Source organism: Staphylococcus simulans, assembly GCF_025561465.1.
Lineage (GTDB): Bacteria > Bacillota > Bacilli > Staphylococcales > Staphylococcaceae > Staphylococcus > Staphylococcus simulans.
The window spans coordinates 759,591-783,125 of record NZ_CP095100.1 but is presented as its reverse complement, the minus strand read 5'-3'; the positions used below and the strand labels follow the sequence as shown (position 1 = coordinate 783,125).

26 protein-coding genes are annotated in these 23,535 nt (G+C 35.9%); 11 read left to right on the top strand and 15 right to left on the bottom strand.

Features of this window, described 5'->3' with window-relative positions; genetic code table 11:
* Positions 1 to 54 precede the first annotated feature (54 nt).
* Entirely contained in the window at positions 55 to 789 is a 735-nt protein-coding gene (locus MUA87_RS03235; protein WP_023015016.1) for a CHAP domain-containing protein, read from the top strand.
* Between the two features lie 171 nt (positions 790 to 960).
* On the opposite strand, the gene MUA87_RS03230 is transcribed toward MUA87_RS03235, so the two are convergent.
* The 3 genes from MUA87_RS03230 to MUA87_RS03220 form a co-directional block, all read right to left on the bottom strand.
* Complete coding sequence (locus tag MUA87_RS03230) at positions 961 to 1,464, bottom strand: hypothetical protein (RefSeq protein WP_002479634.1); 504 nt, start codon at positions 1,462 to 1,464, stop codon at positions 961 to 963.
* Positions 1,465 to 1,699: 235 nt separating this feature from the next.
* A complete protein-coding gene (nhaC, locus tag MUA87_RS03225) occupies positions 1,700 to 3,118 on the bottom strand; it encodes a Na+/H+ antiporter NhaC (RefSeq protein ID WP_023015017.1) in 1,419 nt (472 codons plus the stop codon).
* A 24-nt stretch (positions 3,119 to 3,142) separates the two neighbouring features.
* Positions 3,143 to 4,213 (bottom strand): NAD/NADP-dependent octopine/nopaline dehydrogenase family protein, encoded by a 1,071-nt coding sequence (locus MUA87_RS03220; RefSeq protein ID WP_002479636.1) that lies wholly within the window; start codon positions 4,211 to 4,213, stop codon positions 3,143 to 3,145.
* 431 nt (positions 4,214 to 4,644) lie between these two features.
* Here MUA87_RS03220 and MUA87_RS03215 point away from each other — a divergent pair, with 431 nt between their 5' ends.
* The 4 genes from MUA87_RS03215 to MUA87_RS03200 all read left to right on the top strand — a co-directional run bounded on the left by MUA87_RS03215 (position 4,645) and on the right by MUA87_RS03200 (position 6,849).
* Positions 4,645 to 5,025 (top strand): DUF4870 domain-containing protein, encoded by a 381-nt coding sequence (locus MUA87_RS03215; RefSeq protein WP_023015020.1) that lies wholly within the window; start codon positions 4,645 to 4,647, stop codon positions 5,023 to 5,025.
* Positions 5,026 to 5,146: 121 nt separating this feature from the next.
* A complete protein-coding gene (locus MUA87_RS03210) occupies positions 5,147 to 5,479 on the top strand; it encodes a DMT family transporter (RefSeq protein WP_262551289.1) in 333 nt (110 codons plus the stop codon).
* Positions 5,479 to 5,793: a DMT family transporter gene (locus MUA87_RS03205; protein ID WP_002479639.1), complete on the top strand. Its 315-nt coding sequence runs from the start codon at positions 5,479 to 5,481 to the stop codon at positions 5,791 to 5,793. The genes MUA87_RS03210 and MUA87_RS03205 overlap by 1 nt, the downstream gene beginning before the upstream one ends.
* A gap of 87 nt (positions 5,794 to 5,880) precedes the next feature.
* Positions 5,881 to 6,849 carry a 2-hydroxyacid dehydrogenase family protein gene (locus tag MUA87_RS03200; protein ID WP_002479640.1) on the top strand — a complete coding sequence of 323 codons (969 nt, stop codon included), beginning with the start codon at positions 5,881 to 5,883 and terminating at the stop codon, positions 6,847 to 6,849.
* Between the two features lie 93 nt (positions 6,850 to 6,942).
* Here the strand turns inward: MUA87_RS03200 and MUA87_RS03195 are convergent, their stop codons facing one another.
* The 8 genes from MUA87_RS03195 to MUA87_RS03160 form a co-directional block, all read right to left on the bottom strand.
* On the bottom strand, positions 6,943 to 8,067 hold the full coding sequence (locus tag MUA87_RS03195) for an FAD-dependent monooxygenase (RefSeq protein WP_057509915.1): 1,125 nt from the start codon (positions 8,065 to 8,067) through the stop codon (positions 6,943 to 6,945).
* A 107-nt stretch (positions 8,068 to 8,174) separates the two neighbouring features.
* Positions 8,175 to 8,951 carry an N-acetylglucosaminidase gene (locus tag MUA87_RS03190; RefSeq protein WP_002479642.1) on the bottom strand — a complete coding sequence of 259 codons (777 nt, stop codon included), beginning with the start codon at positions 8,949 to 8,951 and terminating at the stop codon, positions 8,175 to 8,177.
* Between the two features lie 25 nt (positions 8,952 to 8,976).
* Complete coding sequence (locus MUA87_RS03185; protein ID WP_037556062.1) at positions 8,977 to 9,228, bottom strand: hypothetical protein; 252 nt, start codon at positions 9,226 to 9,228, stop codon at positions 8,977 to 8,979.
* Positions 9,229 to 9,352: 124 nt separating this feature from the next.
* Positions 9,353 to 9,823 (bottom strand): helical membrane plugin domain-containing protein, encoded by a 471-nt coding sequence (locus tag MUA87_RS03180; protein ID WP_002479643.1) that lies wholly within the window; start codon positions 9,821 to 9,823, stop codon positions 9,353 to 9,355.
* Positions 9,816 to 12,773 carry a formate dehydrogenase subunit alpha gene (gene fdhF / locus MUA87_RS03175; RefSeq protein ID WP_060803641.1) on the bottom strand — a complete coding sequence of 986 codons (2,958 nt, stop codon included), beginning with the start codon at positions 12,771 to 12,773 and terminating at the stop codon, positions 9,816 to 9,818. Before fdhF ends, MUA87_RS03180 begins: the two co-directional genes overlap by 8 nt.
* A gap of 561 nt (positions 12,774 to 13,334) precedes the next feature.
* Positions 13,335 to 13,637: a hypothetical protein gene (locus MUA87_RS03170; protein WP_002479645.1), complete on the bottom strand. Its 303-nt coding sequence runs from the start codon at positions 13,635 to 13,637 to the stop codon at positions 13,335 to 13,337.
* 117 nt (positions 13,638 to 13,754) lie between these two features.
* On the bottom strand, positions 13,755 to 14,711 hold the full coding sequence (locus tag MUA87_RS03165) for an LCP family glycopolymer transferase (protein ID WP_176746711.1): 957 nt from the start codon (positions 14,709 to 14,711) through the stop codon (positions 13,755 to 13,757).
* A gap of 64 nt (positions 14,712 to 14,775) precedes the next feature.
* The gene (locus MUA87_RS03160; protein WP_057509918.1) at positions 14,776 to 15,585 is read right to left on the bottom strand and encodes an inositol monophosphatase family protein; all 810 of its coding nucleotides are present in this window, start codon (positions 15,583 to 15,585) and stop codon (positions 14,776 to 14,778) included.
* Between the two features lie 399 nt (positions 15,586 to 15,984).
* Between MUA87_RS03160 and MUA87_RS03155 the strand changes: the two genes are divergently transcribed.
* Positions 15,985 to 16,671 carry a helix-turn-helix transcriptional regulator gene (locus tag MUA87_RS03155; protein ID WP_262551288.1) on the top strand — a complete coding sequence of 229 codons (687 nt, stop codon included), beginning with the start codon at positions 15,985 to 15,987 and terminating at the stop codon, positions 16,669 to 16,671.
* Positions 16,672 to 16,698: 27 nt separating this feature from the next.
* Here MUA87_RS03155 and MUA87_RS03150 read toward each other — a convergent pair whose 3' ends face one another.
* Positions 16,699 to 17,415, bottom strand: coding sequence for a CPBP family intramembrane glutamic endopeptidase (locus MUA87_RS03150; protein ID WP_262551287.1), 717 nt, complete (start codon positions 17,413 to 17,415; stop codon positions 16,699 to 16,701).
* Positions 17,416 to 17,515: 100 nt separating this feature from the next.
* On the opposite strand from MUA87_RS03150, the gene MUA87_RS03145 reads away from it, so the two are divergent.
* Positions 17,516 to 17,860, top strand: coding sequence for a hypothetical protein (locus MUA87_RS03145; protein ID WP_002479650.1), 345 nt, complete (start codon positions 17,516 to 17,518; stop codon positions 17,858 to 17,860).
* A 298-nt stretch (positions 17,861 to 18,158) separates the two neighbouring features.
* Positions 18,159 to 19,031: a MurR/RpiR family transcriptional regulator gene (locus MUA87_RS03140; RefSeq protein ID WP_002479651.1), complete on the top strand. Its 873-nt coding sequence runs from the start codon at positions 18,159 to 18,161 to the stop codon at positions 19,029 to 19,031.
* 45 nt (positions 19,032 to 19,076) lie between these two features.
* Here MUA87_RS03140 and MUA87_RS03135 read toward each other — a convergent pair whose 3' ends face one another.
* Entirely contained in the window at positions 19,077 to 20,468 is a 1,392-nt protein-coding gene (locus MUA87_RS03135; protein ID WP_057509923.1) for an amino acid permease, read from the bottom strand.
* Between the two features lie 654 nt (positions 20,469 to 21,122).
* Between MUA87_RS03135 and MUA87_RS03130 the strand changes: the two genes are divergently transcribed.
* The 3 genes from MUA87_RS03130 to MUA87_RS03120 all read left to right on the top strand — a co-directional run bounded on the left by MUA87_RS03130 (position 21,123) and on the right by MUA87_RS03120 (position 22,566).
* Positions 21,123 to 21,965 (top strand): formate/nitrite transporter family protein, encoded by an 843-nt coding sequence (locus MUA87_RS03130; RefSeq protein ID WP_002479653.1) that lies wholly within the window; start codon positions 21,123 to 21,125, stop codon positions 21,963 to 21,965.
* Between the two features lie 68 nt (positions 21,966 to 22,033).
* Positions 22,034 to 22,387, top strand: coding sequence for a hypothetical protein (locus MUA87_RS03125; RefSeq protein ID WP_023015028.1), 354 nt, complete (start codon positions 22,034 to 22,036; stop codon positions 22,385 to 22,387).
* Positions 22,384 to 22,566 carry a hypothetical protein gene (locus MUA87_RS03120; RefSeq protein WP_002479655.1) on the top strand — a complete coding sequence of 61 codons (183 nt, stop codon included), beginning with the start codon at positions 22,384 to 22,386 and terminating at the stop codon, positions 22,564 to 22,566. Before MUA87_RS03125 ends, MUA87_RS03120 begins: the two co-directional genes overlap by 4 nt.
* Positions 22,567 to 22,674: 108 nt before the next feature.
* On the opposite strand, the gene MUA87_RS03115 is transcribed toward MUA87_RS03120, so the two are convergent.
* Together MUA87_RS03115 and MUA87_RS03110 are read right to left on the bottom strand one after the other, a co-directional pair.
* Positions 22,675 to 22,857, bottom strand: a complete 183-nt coding sequence (locus tag MUA87_RS03115; RefSeq protein WP_070468812.1) for a hypothetical protein — start codon at positions 22,855 to 22,857, stop codon at positions 22,675 to 22,677.
* A 16-nt stretch (positions 22,858 to 22,873) separates the two neighbouring features.
* Complete coding sequence (locus MUA87_RS03110; protein ID WP_060803638.1) at positions 22,874 to 23,506, bottom strand: HAD-IA family hydrolase; 633 nt, start codon at positions 23,504 to 23,506, stop codon at positions 22,874 to 22,876.
* Between the last annotated feature and the right edge of the window lie 29 nt (positions 23,507 to 23,535).

Sequence of the window (23,535 nt, the reverse complement as noted above, 5' to 3'; positions counted from 1 at the left end):
GTCACGAGACTTAAAAAATAATTTAGCTTATTATCTTTAGGAGGATATTTTATCATGAATAAAATCGCTACTACTACAATCGCTACAGCAGGTTTAGGAATCGCTGCTTTAACTTTATCTAATCACGATGCAGACGCTGCACAAAATAACGGATACAACTCAAACGATCCTTATTCTTACAGCTACTCATATACAATTGATCAAGATGGTAACTACCACTACACTTGGGAAGGTAACTGGAACAAATCTAATCAATTCAATAACTACTATGGCACTTACGCTCAATACAATAACAACAACACAGCTAACAATAACTATACAAACTACACTAGCTACAATACACAAGCAACTGCTCCACGTACTGGCGGTTTAGGTGCTTCATACTCAACATCAGACAACAACGTTAAAGTAACAACTACTTCAGCACCAAAAACAAGCACTAACACATTCGCTAACCGTTCATCATCAGGTGCTAACTTATACACTGTAGGTCAATGTACTTACTACGTATTCGACAAAGTTGGCGGTAAAATCGGTTCAACTTGGGGCAACGCTAACAACTGGGCTAACGCAGCAGCAGCTTCAGGTTACACTGTAAACAACAACCCATCAGCTGGCGCAATCTTACAAACTAGCCAAGGTGCTTTCGGTCACGTTGCATACGTTGAAAGTGTAAACAGCGACGGTTCAGTAAACGTTTCAGAAATGAACTACGGTCAAGGTCCTGGCGTTGTAACTACACGTACAATCTCAGCTAGCCAAGCAGGCGGATACAACTACATCCACTAATTAATAAATTTACGATATAAACCAACTGATCAGCTACAATCAGTTGGTTTTTTTTATGCCCTTTTTTTATTTCTATTGCTTATCCTGCCACTAACTTATACGCATAACAAAAAAGCCGGAGACTTAGGAATTTACACCTAAGCCTGCCGGCTTTTCTATCTATTTACTACGTTATAACCAATATGCGATCATAATCCAGAATGCGAAAGCTAACACATATAATAATGGGAAGCTTTCTGATACGGGGCGTTTAAGTTGTCTATAAAGAACATAGCCTCCTAAACCTATGGCCATACCGGCTGTTAGGACAATACGTACCACAAACATTTCTACTGTGGCATTAATCCCAAGCTGAGGACTCGTAGTCATAACCTCAATAAGAGATAAGATTAATATCATTACTGTATAAACAACAGTATCTTTTGTTTTGTTAGTTTGGGATAATGTCCAAAATATTAATAGCCCGAAGATAGACGTCATTAACATTTCATGTGCTAAAAATTCCGACATAGAAGAATCAACTCTATATTGCAAAATCGCTACAAAATACAATATAAAGCTGATTACTAAATAGATAATAGAAGGATATTTTACAGTTAAATTATCTAAATTGAAGTATCGATGAATTCCTAGACACAATAGTAATATCGCTACAAGTATTACTACATATAGCATGGAATCACCTCATTCATATATATTTAATAACCGTTTTAGTACACAACTAAACCTAATAAATATTAATTTTTTAATGATAATGATTGGAATTGCAATTAATCCTTCTTAGATAACTATAATTGTTCCACCATTAGTATGTTATACCCTGGATTCACGCGTTTAATGTGTAAAATCCGAAAAATTGTAAAAAGTCAAAGAAAAACTGCCTCACTTTAAAAAGCGAGACAGTTCATCTTTAACCGTGCTGCGTATAATGTGTTGTGTCTGGTGATTTCACCTTTTTCACTGACCAGCCAGTAAAGGCGTAGAATATAGCGAAAATCACACATAAATAACAAGGTACCGTCCAAATAAAGTAAGAATAGACGTTTACACCTAATTGTTGCGTATAATAAATTCCTGATGTGCCCCAAGGGATCAATGGAATAATCATCGTACCTGAGTCTTCAAGTGTACGTGATAAGTTTGTACGAGACAGCTTCATCTCATCATACATATCATATAACAACATACCTACTACGATAATCACAACAGATGCTACTCCTGCTGCTAATACCATAATCAAGCCAGATATTACTGTAACTAAAATTAATGTGCCTGGCGAAGTGACTTTATCTTTAATTGTGTTCAACATCACTGTTAAACAACCTGATTTTTCGACAATACCCGCAAACGCATAGCCACAGAAGATTGTCACAATGACTTGTGTCATACTCATCATGCCGCCTTGCTCAAGCAAAGTCGTCGCTTTATCATTTAAATTGACTTGATGGACAATCATATCTGGTTTAAAACCGTCAAACGCAGCTTTAAAACCATCAGTAAAATTAAAGCCATGATTCAGTGCTCCGACAAAGATCGCTGCCACACATGAAACTAACATAGCCGGTACGGTTGAGAAGCGGAATAATAAACATGCGATGATAACAATCGCTGGAATCCATACACTGAAATTAATATGATATACATTTTCGAGTTGACGTAATAATGCATTGATTTGGCTTTTATCCGCACTCGATTTATGATTTAATCCCGCAAAGAACCAAACTATCATACCGATAATCGACGCAGGAATCGTCGTCCATAACATCGCTTTAATATGGGCAAAAATGTTCACGTTCGTGACCATTGCCGCTAAGTTTGTTGTATCAGAGAGTGGTGATAACTTATCACCGAAAACTGCACCTGCAATAATTGCACCTGCAGCCATACCCGCATCAATATGTAATTGATGTGCAATCGCAATTAACGCGATTCCTGCTGTTGATGCAGAACCCCAAGCGGTTCCAGTGGCCATAGACGTTATCGCTGAAATTAAAAACGCAGAGACCAAGAAATAACTTGGATTCAACAATTTTAATCCATAATAAATCAGAGCAGGTACGGTTCCAGAATACATCCATGTCCCAACTACAATCCCTACGCATAAAATAATATAAATCGTAGGCATCGCTGTACTCAGCCGCTGTGTAATCCCCTCTTCTAAATCTTTCCAACGTAAGCCTACACGCCAGGCAATTACTGACGCATAAGCCGCTGAAAGAATTAATAATGGTTGTACTGGAATTCCAAATACCACAAATCCAACAATAACTAATAACATCATCACAACGATGGTTGAAATGGATTCAAGTAATGTCGGCATTCTCTTCATAATATGTCCCCCTTTATTTAATTGTTAATCTAATCCAACTTTATCTCTGCCTAACTCGTCGATTGTCAGACCCTCTTCAAAGAAATCACGTTCTAAAATTGTAGAAGCTATGACGATAATCGCATCAATATTCGGCGTTTCTACCCCAATTTCACGCCCTAAGCTAGACCATAAGACTAAACCGAATGCAATATCTTCAGTTAAATAACGATTCTTCACGTGATTTGGCCCTGGAATTTGTGAGAAAACAGGACTTTCGTTAAACAGACGATTTAACGGTTCATCTTCACGATCTCTTTCTAAATAACCACGTTGAATACGTGCTTCTTTTGCTGTTTGCAGTTCGAATCCTAAACGACGACCAAGTGACAGACGCTCAAGCTCTACCGCATGCAGTAAACGAACCGTATGTTTAGTAATCCCTTCTTTATATAATGAGAAGTCTCCAGAGTAATCAATACGTCCAACGTTTAATAAAGTTGGTCCTGGGTGCACTTCTGGGTTACCATTTTCTAAGTTTGTTTTCCATAAGTTTTCTTCTTTAATAATTTGAGGATAAATCTTTTCAACAATTTCAAAGTCTTCACTTAAATGTTCTTGAATATAAGAAGTGAAATAGACTTTACGTACATTTAAAGATAGATCAACAATACCCTCTTCAAAGTCAACACGCGTACCATACGTTAATGTGTTTGCTTCACAAAAACGTGGGCATACATCGATATATTCATCTTCTAATATGTTAAGGAATCGTGCTGAACCCATAGCAGCTGCCATGTTGAAGAATATAATTTGGTCATCCTTAACGAACGGCGCCATAATACGTGCATAATATTCAATAAATGTTGATGGAATAATCATTTGAATAATTTCTGCATCTTGTATAACCTCTTCGATGTCATCGCTGACTTGTGTAAATTTCACAAAGCTTTCTTCACCTTCATTATTGAAGTGGAAACCGCCTTGTTCAATCGCTTTATCGAACTTTTCGATAGAAGCGTTACGGCAATACAATTTGACATCGTGGCCCTTGCTTGTCATATCAACGGCTGCTGTGACTGCACCGTTACCTGAACCAATAATTGCTATTTTCATGCTTCATACCTTCTTTCTTTGTTTAGTCATGATTATGAGAGACCGTACAATAGCTTTATTGCTAGAAATAAAGTGATGTACGGTCTCTCGAAGTGTGAAAATATTATTTATTCTATTTAACCGTCTTAAAGAAAAATAAAACAGAAAACTTGTGAGACTTGTGTATGCTAGAACACGCACAGTTACAGCTTTCTGCGACCATCAAATAGTGTATTATAGTTATCGTAACATGATTAGACAAATAATAAAATAAAAATTTGTTAGCTACTTATTAACAATAACGTCTATATATTTCATACCCTACTTCTCTTTATTTATTGTTATTGTTAGGTGTCCAAAATGGTAAAAAATATTGAAGATTTTCCGATTGTGTTTCATTTAAACTCAATTATTGCTATATTTAAAGTAATCTTAAATATCGGAGGAGCGCTATGACTAAGGAACATTCACCTGAACAAGTCACCGAGCACACTGAAGTCTATCAACAATTTCCAACAGAAGATGCACGTTTATTCGCGTGTTTAATTTATATACTCAGCTTTTTTACAACTATTATCGGACCCTTAATTATTTGGTTAACCAAAGGCAGTGAATCTTATTTTGTAAATAAGACCGCTAAAAACTATTTTAATTTCGTTATTTCTTATACGATATGGACGATTGTAGCATTAGTTTTATGCATCGTATTAATTGGTATGATAATATTACCGGTTCTCGGTATATTGAGCATTGTATTCTCAGTCATAGCGGCTGTCAAAGCATATAATGGCGAGGAATACCTAATCCCGCTATCTATCCGCTTCTTCAACTAATCACACACAACCACAGCGTTGTGTGTTTTTTTGATGCTTTTTTCATAAACACATTCATTGTTTCTCTGTGTGTAATTTGAGAAAATGGACAGTGCTGAATTAAGAAGAAGGAGGCGTGTGTATGCGCTGGTTTAAAGTCATTTTAGCTGGCTTAGTAGAAATTATTTGGGTCAATTGTATTAAAAATGCAGATTCAGTGCTCAGTTGGGGACTGACTTTAATTATGATTGCGATCAGTTTCGCATTAGTAATCAATGCTTGTAAATCATTGCCTGTGGGAACGGCTTATGCGATTTTCGTAGGTATCGGTACAGTGGGTACCATTATTTTAGATATGGTGGTCTATGGCGACCCCTTCAGCTTTACCAAACTCTTTTTCATCATCTTATTATTGATTGGTATTCTTGGACTAAAAGTATCAACAGATGAAACAGAAAGCGAGGGCTCACACTGATGGCATGGTTATATTTATTTATCGCAGGCTGTTTCGAAATTCTTGGCGTGATTCTTTTAAATGAATTAAATCGAACAGGCAAGAAATTTTATATTGTGTTATTAGGTATCGCCTTTATCTTCAGTTTCAGTATTTTATCACTCGCTATGAATTCCATCCCGATGGGTACTGCTTATGCGATTTGGACAGGTATTGGAACTGGCGGCGGTGCAATTATCAGTATGATATTTTATAATGAATCCAAAAATATCTGGCGTATTCTTTGTATCGGCTTAATTGTCGTTTCTTCTGTTGGGTTAAAACTCATTTCATAGTCATGCATACGCTTACGGTGTATTCATTGTTTCTCCTTCTTCCTTTTAATATAATTGATATATAAACTAAGAAAGGGAGTGTTTTGTATGGCTAAGGTCTATATTGCAGGCCCTATCCCACAAGTAGGACTTGATATTCTAGAAAAGAATAATATCGAAGTCGATATGTACGATGGTCCAGGAGTTGTGGATCAAGAAACATTAAAAAATGGCGTGAAAGATGCGGATGCATTAATCAGTATTTTATCTACAAACGTAGATAAAGACGTCATCGCAGCAGGCGAAAACTTAAAAGTGATCGCAAACTACGGTGCCGGCTTTAATAACGTAGATATTGAATATGCTGAATCTAAAGGCATCTATGTGACAAACACACCTGGCGTTTCAACACGCTCAACAGCAGAATTAACATTTGCGTTAGTTCTTGCAGTGGCACGTCGTATTGCTGAAGGTGATCAGTTATCACGTACGAAAGGATTCGATGGTTGGGCACCATTATTCTTCAGAGGACGTGAAGTATCAGGTAAAACTATCGGTATCTTCGGTTTAGGAAATATCGGTTATGCAGTTGCTAAACGTGCGAAAGCATTCGATATGGATATCCTTTATACAGGTCCACATCGTAAAGAAGATAAAGAAAAAGAATTAGGTGCGAAATACGTTGATTTTGACACATTATTAAAAGAATCAGACTTTATCACAATCAACGCTGCTTACAAACCAGAATTGCACCACTTGTTCGATACAGAACAATTCAAACAAATGAAACCGACAGCTTATTTAGTTAATGCTGCGCGTGGTCCGATTGTAAACGAACAAGCACTTGCTGATGCATTGAAAGACAAAGTCATCGAAGGTGCAGCGTTAGACGTTTATGAATTCGAACCGAAAATCACTGAAGACTTGAAATCACTAGACAATGTCGTGATTACGCCGCATATCGGTAACGCTACATTTGAAGCACGTGATGGCATGGCTGAAATCGTCGCAAATAACACAGTAGATGTCTTAAAAGATAACAAAGCACCACAATATGTTGTAAATAACGTTAAATAAGATATTTACACTTAAGTAAAATGAGGCCTGGGAAAATATCCCAGACCTCATTTTTTATTTCTTTATTTTATCGTTTTAAACGATGTTGGTTGTTTATACAGATTTCGTTTTGTATAAGAATTTCGCTTGATTTGAAATCAATTTAGACGGTGTGCGTTTCAACACAAAGTTGCGCAAGCCAATCATCAAGCCATTTTGATATTGTGCTTTTTTACCGATACTGCGAGAACGTTTAATCACTTTTGCAGTATGTTTCACACGTAACGCATCATAACGTGCTAAAGCTTCTCTGAAATCATAAGTATTTAAGCAATTTGCTAACACAATCGCATCTTCCATCGCTTGTCCTGCACCTTGTCCCATATTCGGTGTTGTCGCATGAGCTGCATCACCTAGTAATAATGTGCGACCATAGACGAAGGATTGAAGCGGTGTTAAATCGTAAATATTATGGTGTAAAATACCCGTTTCACTTTGTTGGTCTAGAATACGTCTGACCTCATTTGGATAGTTATTGTAATATGCTTGAATATAAGGTTTCGTGAACTCTTTAAATTTAGGATCGTTTTCTTTCGCATTAACCGCAATAAACCAATACGCTTGGTTATTTAACATCGGTACAATCCCTACACGGCCTTTAGCACCCCAAAACTCTTTCGCTGTATGCGGATCATTCAAAGTTACATCGTCGACCATTCCTCTGAAGCATGTATAACCTTGGTAGTTAACAGTGGCTTTAGGGTTTACTTGTCCACGAATAATTGAATGTACGCCATCTGCACCGATACATAAATCAAAGTAATGTGTATCACCTTGTGCAGTTGTTAAAGTAACTTTCGAACTGTTTTGTACGAGTTTCACGATTTTAGTTCCTGTATGGATTAATTCTTTTGGAACATAAGATGCGATAACATCTAATAAAGCTTGTCTTGGCAGTGTTAAATTAACTGTTCCTTTTTTCATCACTGCTTTATTTAATACATGTCCTTTGTCATCTAAAATTTCCATTTCTTTGATGACTTGTCCTGCATTTTTAATTCCTTTTGCCATATCATGATTGCCGAGTTTGTCTAATACATTACCACCGATGCCGATACCTGCACCGATTTCTTTGATTTCATCTTGTTGTTCAAATACATGTATTTCGTGATCTTGTTCATGTAATAAGGCAGCTGCGGTGAGTCCGCCAATGCCGCCGCCGACAATTGCTATTTTCATCTCAATAATCCACCTCTTTTTAACACTTCCTATTTATTCTATCATATTCCCTATTTCCTATGTATCTAGCTGGATAGCTTAAAAAAGAGGGCTGCTGCCCTCTTTGGTTATTTATAGAAGTTTTTACGAATATCATCTTTTTTAATACCATATTTTTGATAATACGTATCCATCATACCTGCAATATTTTGATCCCAACCGATGTCACTCGCATATTGATGCTGACCAGGATTGCTAGGATTCCAACGCATTTGATAAAGTGAAATTTGTCCTTTATCAAAGAAGTCTTCTCGTACAAAACGTGCACCGCCCATAATTGCACGTTCTGGTGACGTCCACTTCTGCTTTTTCGCATAACTATGGCCATGCTTCATTGCGTCTTCATCAAACGCACCGATGCCATAAAAATTATAATATGTTTTTCCTTTAAACTTAATGCCTTTCGATAACTCAGAACGACCATGTCCTGTTTCCACTAATGCATGACTGACGAGATAAATAACATTCACATCATATTTATCTTGTGCCTTTAAAAATGCGTCCCCTTTATTTTCAAGCACGCCTTTGCCTTTTAATAATTGATTCACTTCTTTTTCATCCATTGAGACAGGCTCTGAAATATCCATATAACTGATATTATGATTCTGTCTTTTAATTGCCATAGCTTGTTCAACATCTGCTTTAGATGCATTCACAAATTGACCATTGTCTTCTTTCGTATTCAATACACCTTTTGAAGTTTGAAGTTGAACAGCTTCATCAAATGTATAATTCTTATCATTGCTGAACCAATTCGTTTCATTAATGATAAATAGAATAATAAAAGTTAAAAGAATTAAGCCGACAAACAGCCTGAAAATACGCGTTTTTACTTTACGATTCATTATGCGAACTCCTCATGTATTTTTTCTATTTCAACATAAAGTATGCTGCAATGATCACAATCATCACAATTGTAAAAGAGAGATTGATAATTATCTTCATTCCTGTTCTGTCACGGAATAAAACATTAAACATCATTAAACTGATAATTAAACCGATCGCAAACATGGTAATCGCAAGCACGGCTTTCATCATAATCAAAAAAATAAAACCAAGCACGACAAATAAATTTGAAATCAGTGCTAAAGCTTTTAATATGTTCGGGTTAATCGTCAACACCTTCTTTCTATCATCTACATCTAAATTCTATTAAAGTTTATCATATTTCTGACAGCGTCGGCAGATAGATTCTGTATGTAAAAAAAGAGCCGTTCTAAACAGAACAGCTCTTATAGAATGGCGCTTAATCTTCGCGTGACATTCCTTTTAATAAGTTTACGAAATACGTAATACTTCTGTTTGCTTCATCGTCTTTCAATAAGCCGACTAAGCTAGAAATTGTTGTACGTTGATTTGGACTTGCAGCATTCGCATTTTTAAGTCCTTTGTTCAACTTAAGCAACATTTCTTCTGTACCTGCTACATCCACTTTACCAAGCATGAATACAAGTGGTGCTAAGTTGTTTAATAAGCCAGTATATTGCTCTTTATTCAACTCTTTTGTGATCTTGTTTGTAATGAAGCCACGTTTTTCAACTGCGCCGATACCAGCGTCTAAGATTTTCGCATCATCTAAGACACGCATTAAACGGATCGCTTTGATGATGACATCTTTGTTTTCTGAAATAGCATCAGTTACTTCTGCAAGATCTTTCGCTTTTTGCTCTTCATGTGAAATTTCCATACGTTTGATTTTTCTAATGTTTTCAGCCATCGTGTCTCACCTGATTTCCTGGGAACACGTAGTCTGGACGTGCCCATTTTTTCTGAACTTGAACACTGTATTGCGGGTTACGTTCTGTATTCACACGGAAGTTAGAAGGGTTAAGTGGTGACTTACCTCTACGTGTAATAACTTCCATACGTGCTGATGTACGTTTGTAAGATGGTGTATCTGTGTCTTTGTCAACGTCACTGTTTGTCAGCATATTGACTGCACCTGCAGTACCATCTTCGTCAGCGTTATTATTCATCGGAATATAGATTTCTTTACCTTTAACACGGTCAGTAATGTGAACAACTAATTCAACTTGACCTGTTGAAGAAACTAATCTAACATCTGCACCTTCATGAATACCGCGGTCTTCCGCAAGTTCTGGTGAGATTTCAACGTAAACATTCGGCACTTTGTATTTGATACCAGGCACTTGGTAAGTCATATTACCTTCATGGAAGTGTTCTAGGATACGACCATTGTTAACATGGATATCATATTCTTCATCTTCTTTGAAGAAGTTGTCGAATGTTAATGGATATAATTTGGCACGTTTATTAGGGAAGTTGAACCCGTCTAAGTATAAAGTAGGTTCATCTGTTCCATCTTCATGTACAGGCCATTGTAATGAATTGTAACCTTCTAAACGGTCATATCTTACACCAGCGAATAATGGTGTTAAGCTTGCCATTTCATCCATGATTTCACTTGGATGTGAGTAGTTCCAGTTTAATCCAACTTTGTTTGCGATCAATTGAATGATTTCCCAGTCAGGTTTTGAGTCGCCTAATGGTTTCATTGCTTGATATAAACGTTGGATACGACGTTCTGTATTTGCGAAAGTACCTTCTTTTTCAAGTGAAGGACTAGCTGGTAAAACAACGTTTGCGAAACGTGCTGTTTGTGTCAAGAATGCATCTTGAACGACTAAGAAGTCGACTTTTTCAAGTGCTGCTTGTACAAAGTTGATGTTTGCATCTACGATACCAGTGTCTTCACCATAGATGTACATTGCGTCGATTTCATCGTTATGGATACCTTCCATCATTTGATGGTTATCACGTCCAGCAATAGCTGGTAGTTCCATACCCCATGCTTTTTCGAATTTCGCACGTACTTCATCGTCAGTTACATCTTGGTAACCAGGGAATTTATCCGGCATACTACCGCCATCACTACAACCTTGTACGTTGTTGTGACCACGTAATGGATAAGCACCTGTACCTTCTCTTCTATAGTTACCTGTTACTAATAACAAGTTAGAGATTGCAGTACTTGTATCACTACCGATGTCTTGTTGAGTAACACCCATCGCCCAAGCGATACATACGCCATTAGAATCAACCATTTCATGTGCGAAGTGAATCAAGTCATCTTTAGGAATACCTGTTGTTTCTTCCGCAAATTCTAATGTGAATGGTGCTAATGATTTGTAGTACTCATCGAAGTGATCTACCCACTCATCGATAAATGCTTTATCGTGAAGGTCGTTATCGATAATGTATTTCGTAACTGCAGCTAACCATGCCAAGTCAGTACCTGGTTTTGGTTGATAGAATTTGTCTGCACGTTCAGCCATTTCATGACGACGAATGTCGAATACATGAAGTTTGTTACCGAATAATTTATGTCCACGTTTGATTTTAGAAGCAATAACTGGGTGAGCTTCAGCAGTGTTTGTACCTACTAATACCACCATGCCTGCTTTCATTAAATCATCCGCTGAACCTGAGTCACCACCGTGACCTACAGTTCTGAATAAACCTTTCGTTGCGGGTGCTTGACAATAACGTGAACAGTTATCGACGTTATTTGTACCCATTTGCCGTGCTAATTTTTGCATCAAGTAAGATTCTTCAATTGTACCTTTAGATGATGCGATGAATGATAATGCATCTGAACCTTTAGCTTCTTTGATACGTAAGAAGTTTTCGCTAATTACGTTCAATGCTTCTTCCCACTCTACTTCAACGAATTCGTCACCTTTACGTACTAAAGGTTTCGTTAAACGTTCTTCAGAGTTGACGAAGTCCCAACCGAATTTACCTTTCACACAAGACGAAATACGGTTAGCTGGTGAATCATGTTGCGGTTGAACTTTAAGAATTTCACGGTCTTTCGTCCATACATCAAATGAGCATCCCACACCACAGTATGTACATACTGTTTTCGTTTTCTCAATACGTTCTTCGCGTAATGCAGATTCTGAATCTGAAATTGCGAATAATGGACCATAACCTGGTTCTGCTTTCTTAGTTAAGTCAATCATGTCTGCTAATGTACCTGGTTCAGTATCAGTCATGTAACCTGCTTCACCCACCATGTGGTTTTCCATCATTGCGTTACATGGACATACAGTCGCACATTGTCCGCAAGATACACATGATGATTCGTTGATTGATACGTCGTTATCCCAGATAACACGTGGTTGTTCACGTTCCCAGTCGATTGATAATGTTTCATTGACTTGAACGTCTTGACAAACTTCTACACAACGACCGCAAAGAATACATTGACTTGGGTCATAACGATAGAAAGGACCGAAGTCTTTCTCGTAACCTTTGTCTTTATATTCATATGATTGTTCCTGAACACCGAATTCATCCATTGTATTATGGATTTCACAATCACCGTTGTTGTAGTCACATACTGTACAATACAGAATGTGCTTTTCTAAAATACGGTCTAAAGCTTCTTTTTGAGATGCTTTAACATCGCTGTTTGTCGTATTAACGACCATTGGTCGATCAATTGTTGTGCCGCATGCACGTGCAATCTTTCCGTCGATTTCTACTGCACATGTATCACAAGTTTCAATCGGCCCTAATGATTCGTTATAACAGATTGACGGCACAAATGTATCTCTAGATTTAATAAACTGGAGAAGATTCGTACCTGGTTCCACAAGATAGTCTTTCCCGTCTAATGTAAGGACAAGATGTTCTTGCATGTAATCACCCCTATATTCTGAGGTCTTGCAAATGTGTTTAAGCTGATGACATACCGACAGGTATACTGCATTCTGATTGATGAGGGTCAAAAGAACAGTATAAGAGTCGCATAAAATCCCCGATGTCACGCTTACGTCACAGATACGAATGTATGTATCAACATTAATATCTATTGAAATTAAGCAATCTTTAGATGAACAATGCAACGAAGTTTGCGGTTGCATCTCACTTCCTTTAGAAACATTCAGCCTCTAAAGATTCAACTCATTTCCTAAACCTCTATTTATTTTATATATTCCGTAAATATTGAAGACTAGTCTTTTTTTGCCCCACGCAATAAAAAATAGTCTTATTACTAATTCTATTACTTTTAAAGTTAAATGTTAAGCCCCATACTTATATATTCTCTCTAAAGTTGACATATTAAACTTTTTATTCATGAATCTCTTTTTTTGGTGCCGATTTAAAGGATTTAACATAATGTATTACTCTATTTCATAGACGAATTAGTTTGAACTTTCTTTTAAAAAATACCGACATATCACATGCCGGTATTTTGCTTACTTATCGTGTAATCTACCTAATACTTCTTGTTTAATAATATTGATAGCTTCATCAAATTTTTCTTCATTATGGTTTGCATCTGCATGTGCAATTAATGAATTGACTAAATCAGCATCATTATATTCGCTGACTTTCAATTTGAATTGATCAATTCCAACTTCTACAGTGTTGCCATTCGGTTGGAATTCATTGATGCCATAATAATTATCTGCACCTAAGCCGCCTTCATCAACCATTTCAGATACATCTTGTACTTCTTTTTCATCTACTTTATTTTGATCTTTATTATTATTTGTCATAAAAAATTCCCCCTCTGTTTATCATTACCCCAAAACATGTATTTTATTTATATACAATTTTAAATTTTAGGGTAAAATAATACCAAGACAAAGATTAACCCTGCCTTGGCATTTCATTTATAATTCTAAATTTTGTCTTAGCGCATTTGAAACGTTATTCAATGAACTTTCATCAGGTACAAAGTAATAAACGCCATCACTTTGAATACCTCCACCGCCTTGTAGTTCTAAACGGTTCATATTTTCATTTGCTTTTTGATATTTAGAACGGACTGTATTTAATTCACCTAGAGATAGGTCAGTTGTAACATTCTCTTTGATTTGATCCGTCACACCATTAAAGTTCGTTAGTGACTTCACACTTGTTAATTCATTCGCAATACCACGTAACACTAATTGTTGGCGCTCTTGACGACCGAAGTCACCGCCTGCACCTTCTTCTTTACGTGAACGAATAAACGCTAAAGCTTTATCACCATCTAAATGTGTTTTTTCGCCCTTCACAAAGCTGTAACCACTATAACTAAATGTCGCATTACTGATAACATCTACACCGCCGATTTCATCGACCATACCTTTGATGCCATCCATATCAACTGTCGCATAATGATCAATCGGTACATCCAACAATTTCTCAAGTGATTTCACAGCCATATCCGGACCACCATACGCATAAGCATGATTGATTTTCTCTACTGAATCATGTCCGACAATTTCAGCTTGAGTATCACGTGGGATACTGACAATTTCAGTTGTCTTTTTATCTGGATTAATAGATAACACCATGATTGAGTCAGAACGTTGTCCGTCCCCTTCACTTTGACGTTTTTCATTACTATCCACACCAAATAAAGCAATTGTGAATGGATCACCTTTATTTAAATCTACTTTTTCTTTTCGTAATTCTGATTTGTCTCTGTCTAGAGGGTTATGAATCTTTCCGCCAACCGCAAAAATCTTAATTGCTAAGTAGATTGCTGCAATAAGCGCAAGTATTACTAAAATTCCAAATGCCCATAATAATATTTTTGGTACAAGTCCCATTTTACGACCAGGTTTATCTGTTCTCTTCACCCAACCACTCCTCATCTTTCATTTCAATCCATTATATTATAGTTGATTTTAACTAACATGGTGCTTAAGTCTTAGTTATTTTATTAACTTGATAACCGCCTTTTTGATTTAATATTTCAAGGACCGCTTCATGACACCCTTTATTACTAATAATAAACGGTCCGCCAACCGCAAAATCAATTGGTTCATTATCAAGATTCGTCATTTTCAAATCAAGTTCTTTCGCAAATAAAAACTGTGCAGAAATATCCCACGGTTTCGCATTTGTATTAATGTGTGCTCCGAATTGACCTTTCATCACGCGTAAAGAATCTAATCCGCAAGCCCCGATTAATCGATAACTGAATGCTGCCGCTTTTAAATCTGCTTGTGTATGATCATTTAAAACATATGGATTATACGACAGAATCATTTCACTGATATCTAAAGAAGGAACCTTAGGCATACGTACTTCATTTTCAAATGCACCTTCATCTCTGATGGCTTTATAAAGTGTATGGTGCGGATAATCATAAATGTAAGCAAGCATCGGTTGACCTTCAGAGAAATAGCTTAAGATAATACAATAATCTGTTTTTTGTTTTACTAAATTCGCAGTACCGTCAATCGGATCCATTATCCAAACATCGCCATGTTTCGCATCTACTAAATCATTATTTTTTTCTTCAGCGAAAAGTTCATGACTTGGGTAATGTTCTTTTAAAAATGCGTCAAATTGATCTTGAATCATTTGATCTACATTGGTTACTAAATCAAACTGATTTGCTTTTGTTTCTGTATGCATATCCGCAATCAGTTTAGGAATAATATCATCTAACCCTTTCAACCAGTGTCTGATTGCTTGGTCTAATTGAAGCAGTTGATTACGATTCAAATTACACACCTCATCCTTTATTTTTCTTATGTATGTTTTCATTCTAGCATGGAACACAAATGAACTGTTAACGACTTTATAATCAATAAAAAAACCGACTAGCTTAACTAGTCGGCATAGAAAGGAAAGTAAGTAATAATATTGAAGATGTTAATTAACTAGTGATTCGCACGTTCTAATAAATCACACGACATGATTTATCATTACCCCTTTGTTCACTAAGTGCTATCTCCTAGTTACTAATGATAGTTTAGCACATAATTTTATAAAATGTAAGCGTTTACTTGAAATTTTTTCGACTTTTTTTAATTTTTTCTACAAGTACATTACCTAAAAACATCAAATTTTAAGAGATATGATATAATGATTGTAATATGTAATATATCGGAGGTGGCTTAATTGAATAAAATAGAACGTCAAAATAAACTTGTTCAGGCAATTGAAACCAACCATCAACTCACTGCAGCACAACTTGCGAAAACACTTAAAGTTTCAAAGCGTACGATATTAAGAGATATCCAAGATCTTGAAAAACAAGGTGTCCAAATTATCGCAAAACAAGGCATGCTCGGCGGATACCAGATTCAAAGCCATCCTGCACCGATTCAACTCGAATTAAACGAAGCACAAATGCTAGCTTTATTTATGACATTAAACGAGAGTCAATCTTATTCTCGTTTACCTTATAAAAAAGAAATTGCACAAATTATCAAGAAATGTCTCAATCAGCCAGCAACACATATCAGACGTTTGTTAAAACGCATGGATCGCTACATTAAATTTGAATCTAATCCAAACGAGACAATACCGCAAATCTTTTCAGACTTATTAATTTTTTGCGCAGAGCGTAATGTGATGTTAGTCGAATATGATTTGGAAAGTGAGACCTATACTGAAAATGTCATCTTTATCGGATTGATATGTCGCAAAGCTGAATGGCGTGTCGTTATTTTCGATATTGGTCATGGACATACAAAAGAAATACCGATTCAAGCGATTCAAGACATCTCTTATTCATTCCATAAAACATTAAAGACTCACGATATTACTATCTATAATTATCAACAATTTTTAAAATCCAACTAAGGGATACACCTCAGTTGGATTTTTTTATTATAGATATAAAATTGTGATGATGAAAGAAACGAAATTATTCGCGATGTGAATTGCGATAGTAGCTGCAGTATTTTTACCTGATTTGAAATATACATAAACAATAACAATTGCCATAATTAAATAGGACCCGATTTCAAATGGAGATTCGGCTCCTGTAACATGAATCAACGCAAAGCTGATAACCGAAATAATTGCCATGACAATATAATTCAACTTCTTCCCTAACTCTCCAATCAAAATGGTACGGAAGAATAATTCTTCAACAACAGGACCTATAATTACTACAAAAATAAATGTGAAAGGTAAAAATGCCGGATTTCTGAACAATAATTCTAATTCCTGTTCATTTTGTGTTTCTGTATACTGTAAATTTTCAGGCAAGAACGAAACCAAATAATTGTAGAGTGTTTCTCCTCCCATTGCGATCAGCAGCATAATTAACAAGAACAACCAATGTTTCTTAACATAATGCCATCCTGATGACAATTTCATAGGCATTTCACTATAGTGAAAATAATAGTAAATAATTAAAAGTGCGATATATGTATTGATTTGACCTATAGCTGAAATTGGAATCAATGTTTCAACGGTCATCGGTACATTAAAATTGGCTGCTATTAACGTTTCTAAAAAAGTAAATAGAAAGATTAAAACAAAACCAATCGGAATTAACGTTAAATCTCTCCATGCTGGCTTATTATTTTTTAACTCCATAAGATGCTCCTCTATACAAAATTTAACTTCTCATGCATTTATCTTAAGTTATCGGCTTTCAAATCACAAATTAAATTTATCTTTTAAGGAATGATTAGTAATGACAAAACAAACCATTGAAACAGATATTTACGCACAACTGATTCATTTGATTACTTTAAGCGACACCTATCATCACTATATAACTTTAAATCAACAGAAGCCTGCTGAACAGACTGCAAATGATATCACAACATATCTACAAGCATATTATCATAAAGCACAAAGCTTAGTTGAAACACACCCTTCTTTTATTACACAACGCTACTGTGACTTATTAGCCAAATTAATCTTGCAGCCGTTAGTAATCCTTAACACTGGCAATACAAATGTGATGATCAAAACGTGGCAAAAACCCATTCATCACTTGCTTTTTCTTTTAACCTCACACTCAATTATTGACTAATTTTTTAATATTTTTACGTTAATCGTTTAAATCTTTATCAGTTAGGTATGATAATACTAGTGAGTGTTGTTTTTAAAATTCTCAATTGTGTTAGCTGTCATCCTATAGTACACTAGAAACCATTATAAAGATGAACTGATAATTGGGAGACTGTCGGTTTGTCTGAGTCGTGCTTTAATAGGCGTACAAACAATAATCAAAGTAAACTGTAGCAACTAAGGGTTCTGTTTACTGCTATCTATGATTTACAAAACAAATGAAAAAGCAGCTTTGTTTTTTCATAGAGCAGGTGATTATGATGACAAACATACTATTTAAACTAGAAACAAAATATAATGTTTTAACTAAAAGCGAGAAAAAAATCGCAGACTTTATTTTAAAACGGCCACAAAAAGTCATTGATATGACAACTTTAGATTTAGCGAACAGCACCAATACCAGTCCTTCTTCGGTCGTCCGCTTCGGTTACAAAGTAACAGATGGCGGCTTTCAAGAATTAAAAACAGAAGTATCAAAATACCTTTCCAAACGTACAAAACCCCAACCTATTGAATTACAACCGAATGAATCGATTGATTCTATTAAACGCAAAATGTTGTCACGCAGTACTCAAACATTATGTAGAGTTTCAGATGAAGTTGATGAACAGAAGATTGAACAAGTCTGTATCAGGTTGAAACGTTCACGTACCATCTTCTTATTTGGCTTTGGCGCTTCCTTTGTTTCAGCATTAGATTTAACACAGAAACTATCTAAGGTTGGTTTAAATGCGCAATGCGTTGAAAGTGTACACGCGTTAATCAGTTTAATTGCAACCCATGATGCCCGTGATACATTATTCTTAATTTCTAATAGCGGTGAACACAATGAACTCGAAGCCATTGCACGTGTTGCGTCGGATTATCATTTGTGCCTGATTACCTTAATGGGTACACATCATAATCCGATGACACGCTATAGTGATATTGATTTGATTTACAGCGAATCAGAAGAAAATGAGTTTCGTATGGCGGCTACTACTTCTCTGACAGCCCAGCTCTTTACTATCAATGTGCTGTATTACCGTTATTTGTCTATGGACTTTTCAAATGCGTTAGATACAATTACGCAATCTAAAATGGCTTTAAACAACTATAAGAAACATCTTTCTAAAATTAAATTTGAACATTAAAAAAGAGTTGAGCATAACGCCCAACTCTTTTTCATTTGTCTTATATTATTCTAAATGTTGATCTTTATAAGGTAATTTGTCGTATCCTCTGATGAAGTAGAACGCTGTCATGAAACCTAAGAATAAGAATCCGATAACAACTGATACAACTGTTTCTTTATTAAGCAACATACCGATTAATACGATAATTAAGAAAATAATAGTCGCAAAGCTTGCTGGTGCTCCGCCTGGCATTTTGAATGGATGACCTTGGACTTCTTCAGGATGAAGGCGTCTGAAGCGGATATGACTGATTAAAATCATAAACCAAGGAATCATACCAGGTAAGATTGATGCACTATAAACATATACGAAAATACTGTCTGCACCTTTAATGAATAAAGGTAAGATAACGTTTAAGATAACACCGATAAAGATACCGATTGAAATCGCAAGTACTGTGTATACAGGTACACCATTTTTCATTACTTTCAAGAAGAATCTAGGTAATTGTTTGTGTTGTGCCAATGTATAAATCATACGGCTCGCACTGAAGATACCTGAGTTACATCCTGACATTGCGGCTGTTAATACTACGAAGTTGATTAAACCAGCTGCAATTGTAATACCGACTTTCGCGAATGTTGCTACGAATGGACTACCGATTGTACCAAGTTGATCCCATGGATAAACAGTTACAATAACGAAGATAGCTCCGATATAGAAGATTAAAATACGCCAGATAACACCGTTAACTGCTTTTTTAATATTCTTTTGAGGATTTTTAGTTTCCCCTGCTGTGATACCGATTAATTCTACACCTTGATAAGAACCTACAACGATTGATAAAGCAAAGAAGAAGCCAAGCCAACCGTTAGGAAGGAAACCGCCGTGTGACCATAAGTTAGATAAACCGATGGCATTTCCGCCGTTACCAAGTCCGAAGAAAATCAAACCGAAACCAGCAATAATCATTAAAACAATAGTGACAATCTTGATCATCGCGAACCAGAATTCAAATTCACCGAACGCTTTAACTGATACTAAGTTCGCTGAAGCTAATAATACAATAACGATAACACCAGGAATCCAATCCGGAAGTTCTGGGAACCAATATCTCATGTATTCTCCGACTGCGATAACTTCACTCATACCAACTACAACCCACTGGAATATGTTACTCCAGGCTGTTAAATATCCTGCTACTGGATGAATATAGTCACTTGCGAAGTTTGCAAATGAACCTGTAGTAGGATGTAAGTAAACCATTTCTCCCATTGCACGCATTACTAAAAATAAAAATAGTCCAACAATTAAATAAGCAAAAATAACAGATGGTCCTGTCCATTTAATTGTACTTGTCGCACCCATAAATAAACCAACGCCGATGGTACCACCGAGTGCGATCATTTGAATCTGTCTAGAACTTAATCCCCTGTGTAATTGAGTTTCTTCCATTAGAAAATACCCCTTCTCTTTCATGATTTCCAGGCCCTATTACAAGTTATCGATAGCTGCCCCATTCTCTCTTTCTATTTCAGCGTCCCAATTTACTAAAATTTAAAAGATTGCGAAAAATTTAACAATGTTTCTTTTTGCTATCGATTTGTAACTTTTCAAGCCCATTGAGGCTATTATACTATAAAATTTCTAGATGAAAACATAAAAATTACACTTTTATGTATGCGCTTTCATTTATTTTTTCCTAAAATACAACAAAAGCAGTCATCGCGCATTTTAATGCATTTCGCACTCAAATAAAATATTGTATTCCTAAAACACACACAATGAACAGTGTCCATTTAGTAAATACATTTTATTTGAACATTATAGCACGGAGTTTTATAAAAGCGCAATGTACTTTTGATAATTTTCTGATTCTTTGTCATGTACATAGAGACAATTGTCTTTTTGACACAATCACTGTTTTATATACAAATGCAGTATTTCAATAATTTTCACGAGACAGTCATATTTATAAAAAAAGTTTATGTGAAAGTATTCACAAAAATAAGAAATGCGATTATACTATATGCATTACAGAAAATGAGATAACCCTCTCAGCCTGAATTAATATTAAACATTTTGCTAGAGCGAGGAGTTTTTTTAGGAATGAACAGTGAAAAATATATCCGTTGGGATAATGTATTTTATGGACGTAAATGGGTTAAAGAAGTTGTTAAAACTATCCAAACTAAAGACGTCTTACAAGCGACTTATTTTAAGCGCTATTTATTACGTGCCATGATGGCAGGTTTTATTATCAGTATTATTGCAGTCTTTGTATTAGCCATTAAAGCTGGTTTTGTACAAGAAGTACACACAGGAGAAATCAACACAGGAATTATCAACATCGTCGGATCAGTTGCCTTCAGCTTTGCCTTAGTACTGATTCTTTTTACCAATTCAGAACTCCTGACAAGTAACTTTATGTATTTCACAGTGGGTTTATATTATAAAGTTATTTCGCCATGGCGCGCTTTCCAAATCTTTATGTTATGTTTCATCGGTAATATGTTAGGTGCCCTAGCCTTCTTTATTATCTTACGTTTCAGTGATGTCGTTACACCAGAAATGATGAAACAATTAGAAGTCTTGCTACATCACAAAACAATGACAGCTGACTTTACTCAAATATTAGCTAAAGCAATTTTTGCCAACTTCTTTATCAATATCTCATTAGTTATTGCGATGCAAATTGAAGACATTCTAGCAAAAATGTTTGTGATGATGTTTGGGGTTGCTATCTTCGCATTCATGGGTTACGAACACGTTGTTTATAACGCATGTCTATTTATCGGCGGTGCTATTTACCAATCAGATGTTTTACACTTCTGGCCTGCAGTCATCAATATCATAGCTGCATTCATCGGTAACTATATCGGCGGCGGATTAATCATCGGTCTATTCTATGCTTACTTGAATGACCATAAACAATTTAAGAACGAGCTTTAATATGCATACGACGCACCAATATACTATGTTATAATTTGAGTGAACTGAATTGAAAGGAGACGTCAACATTGTCTAAACAATTAGTTTCACGCGGACTATTATATACATTTATATTTGGTGCGTTATTCTTTTTCTTAAACCGCTCAGCCAGTCAAGAATCGCTGACACATACTTTAATTATGTCGGTAATTGCTGCTGTGGTATTCGGTGTATGCTATGTCGCTTTGTTTAGCGCATTGACTTCTCCAGCTAAAAAAATGAAAGTCGGGATTGTATTACCGATTACCGTTATACTCGGTATTGTTATCGGACACTTTACAAATCATATGAAACTTGGAGTAGGCCTTGGCCTAGTACTTGGTATTGTCATTGCCTTTCTCTGGGATTATTTATCAAAGGATCATAAAGGAGAATCAGAGTGAAGCTTACCTTAATTATTATTATCATAGTGCTCCTTATCATCAACCTTGTACCAAACTATCTCATGTACAAACGTTTGAAAGCACAAGGTGAACAAGCAAACCGTCGTGCATTAATGATTGGAGTAGACGCGATTTTATTAGTCTTAGTCATCGTCGGTCTAGTTTATATGTTGAAATAAACAAAACAGAGGATTCAAAAGTTAACGGCTTTTGAATCCTCTGTTTTATTATAATTTTAATTTCATTAATAGTTTGTATCCTCTTTTTCCAACAGTTGCTCATTAAAGTTATAACTGCCCTTTCAATACAAACTGATAAACTAAGTAGGCAGATATCAAGTAAATCATAGAACCTATCATGAACGCGCGAAACCTGACATTCATCGGCACCCTTCTATTAAAGATAGGTGCAAGTATTAAGTTTCCAACGCCAATAATTAACGGTCCTGCTAAAAAGAATAATAGCAACATGCGCTCACCTGCTCACTTAAAAATATTGTTTCATAATTGTTTCAGCATCTAAATTCATTCCTTCTAAATTTAAATTGCTGAAATCCATCTGTTCAGTCATTTGATTTGTATTTACAATTACTCCAAGTCCCGCACGTTCTGCAGCAGTTGCACCATTGACTGAATCTTCAATAGCTAAACAACTCACCGGATTCATATTCAATTGTTGAACCGCAGTTAAGTATAAGTCTGGTTCAGGTTTGACCGCTTCTACATCTTCTCTTCCGACAATCACTGCAACCCGATTTGTTAATCCTAATGCTTGAAGTGCAGGTTGAATCGCTTCACGACTACTGCTCGTCGCAATCGCAAAAGGAATATGTTTAGCCTCTAAATGTTCCATCAAACGACTAATATTTTCAATCATCGATAGATGTCGACTTTGTTGATGATGATCATCATACAATGCCTTAGTTGCTTCTTCTCCTATTTGTGATTCTATATATTGATGCAATCCTTTGGCTGCACCGCCGATGGATTGACGATAAAAATCTACTGAAATTGGATCTTTTTGATATGCAGTTAAATGTTGATTGATCACATCAAACAAATGTTGTTCCGTATCAATAATCGTACCATCAAAATCAAATACGACTGCTCTATATCGCATGATGTATTCACTCTCTTTCTTTCCTATGT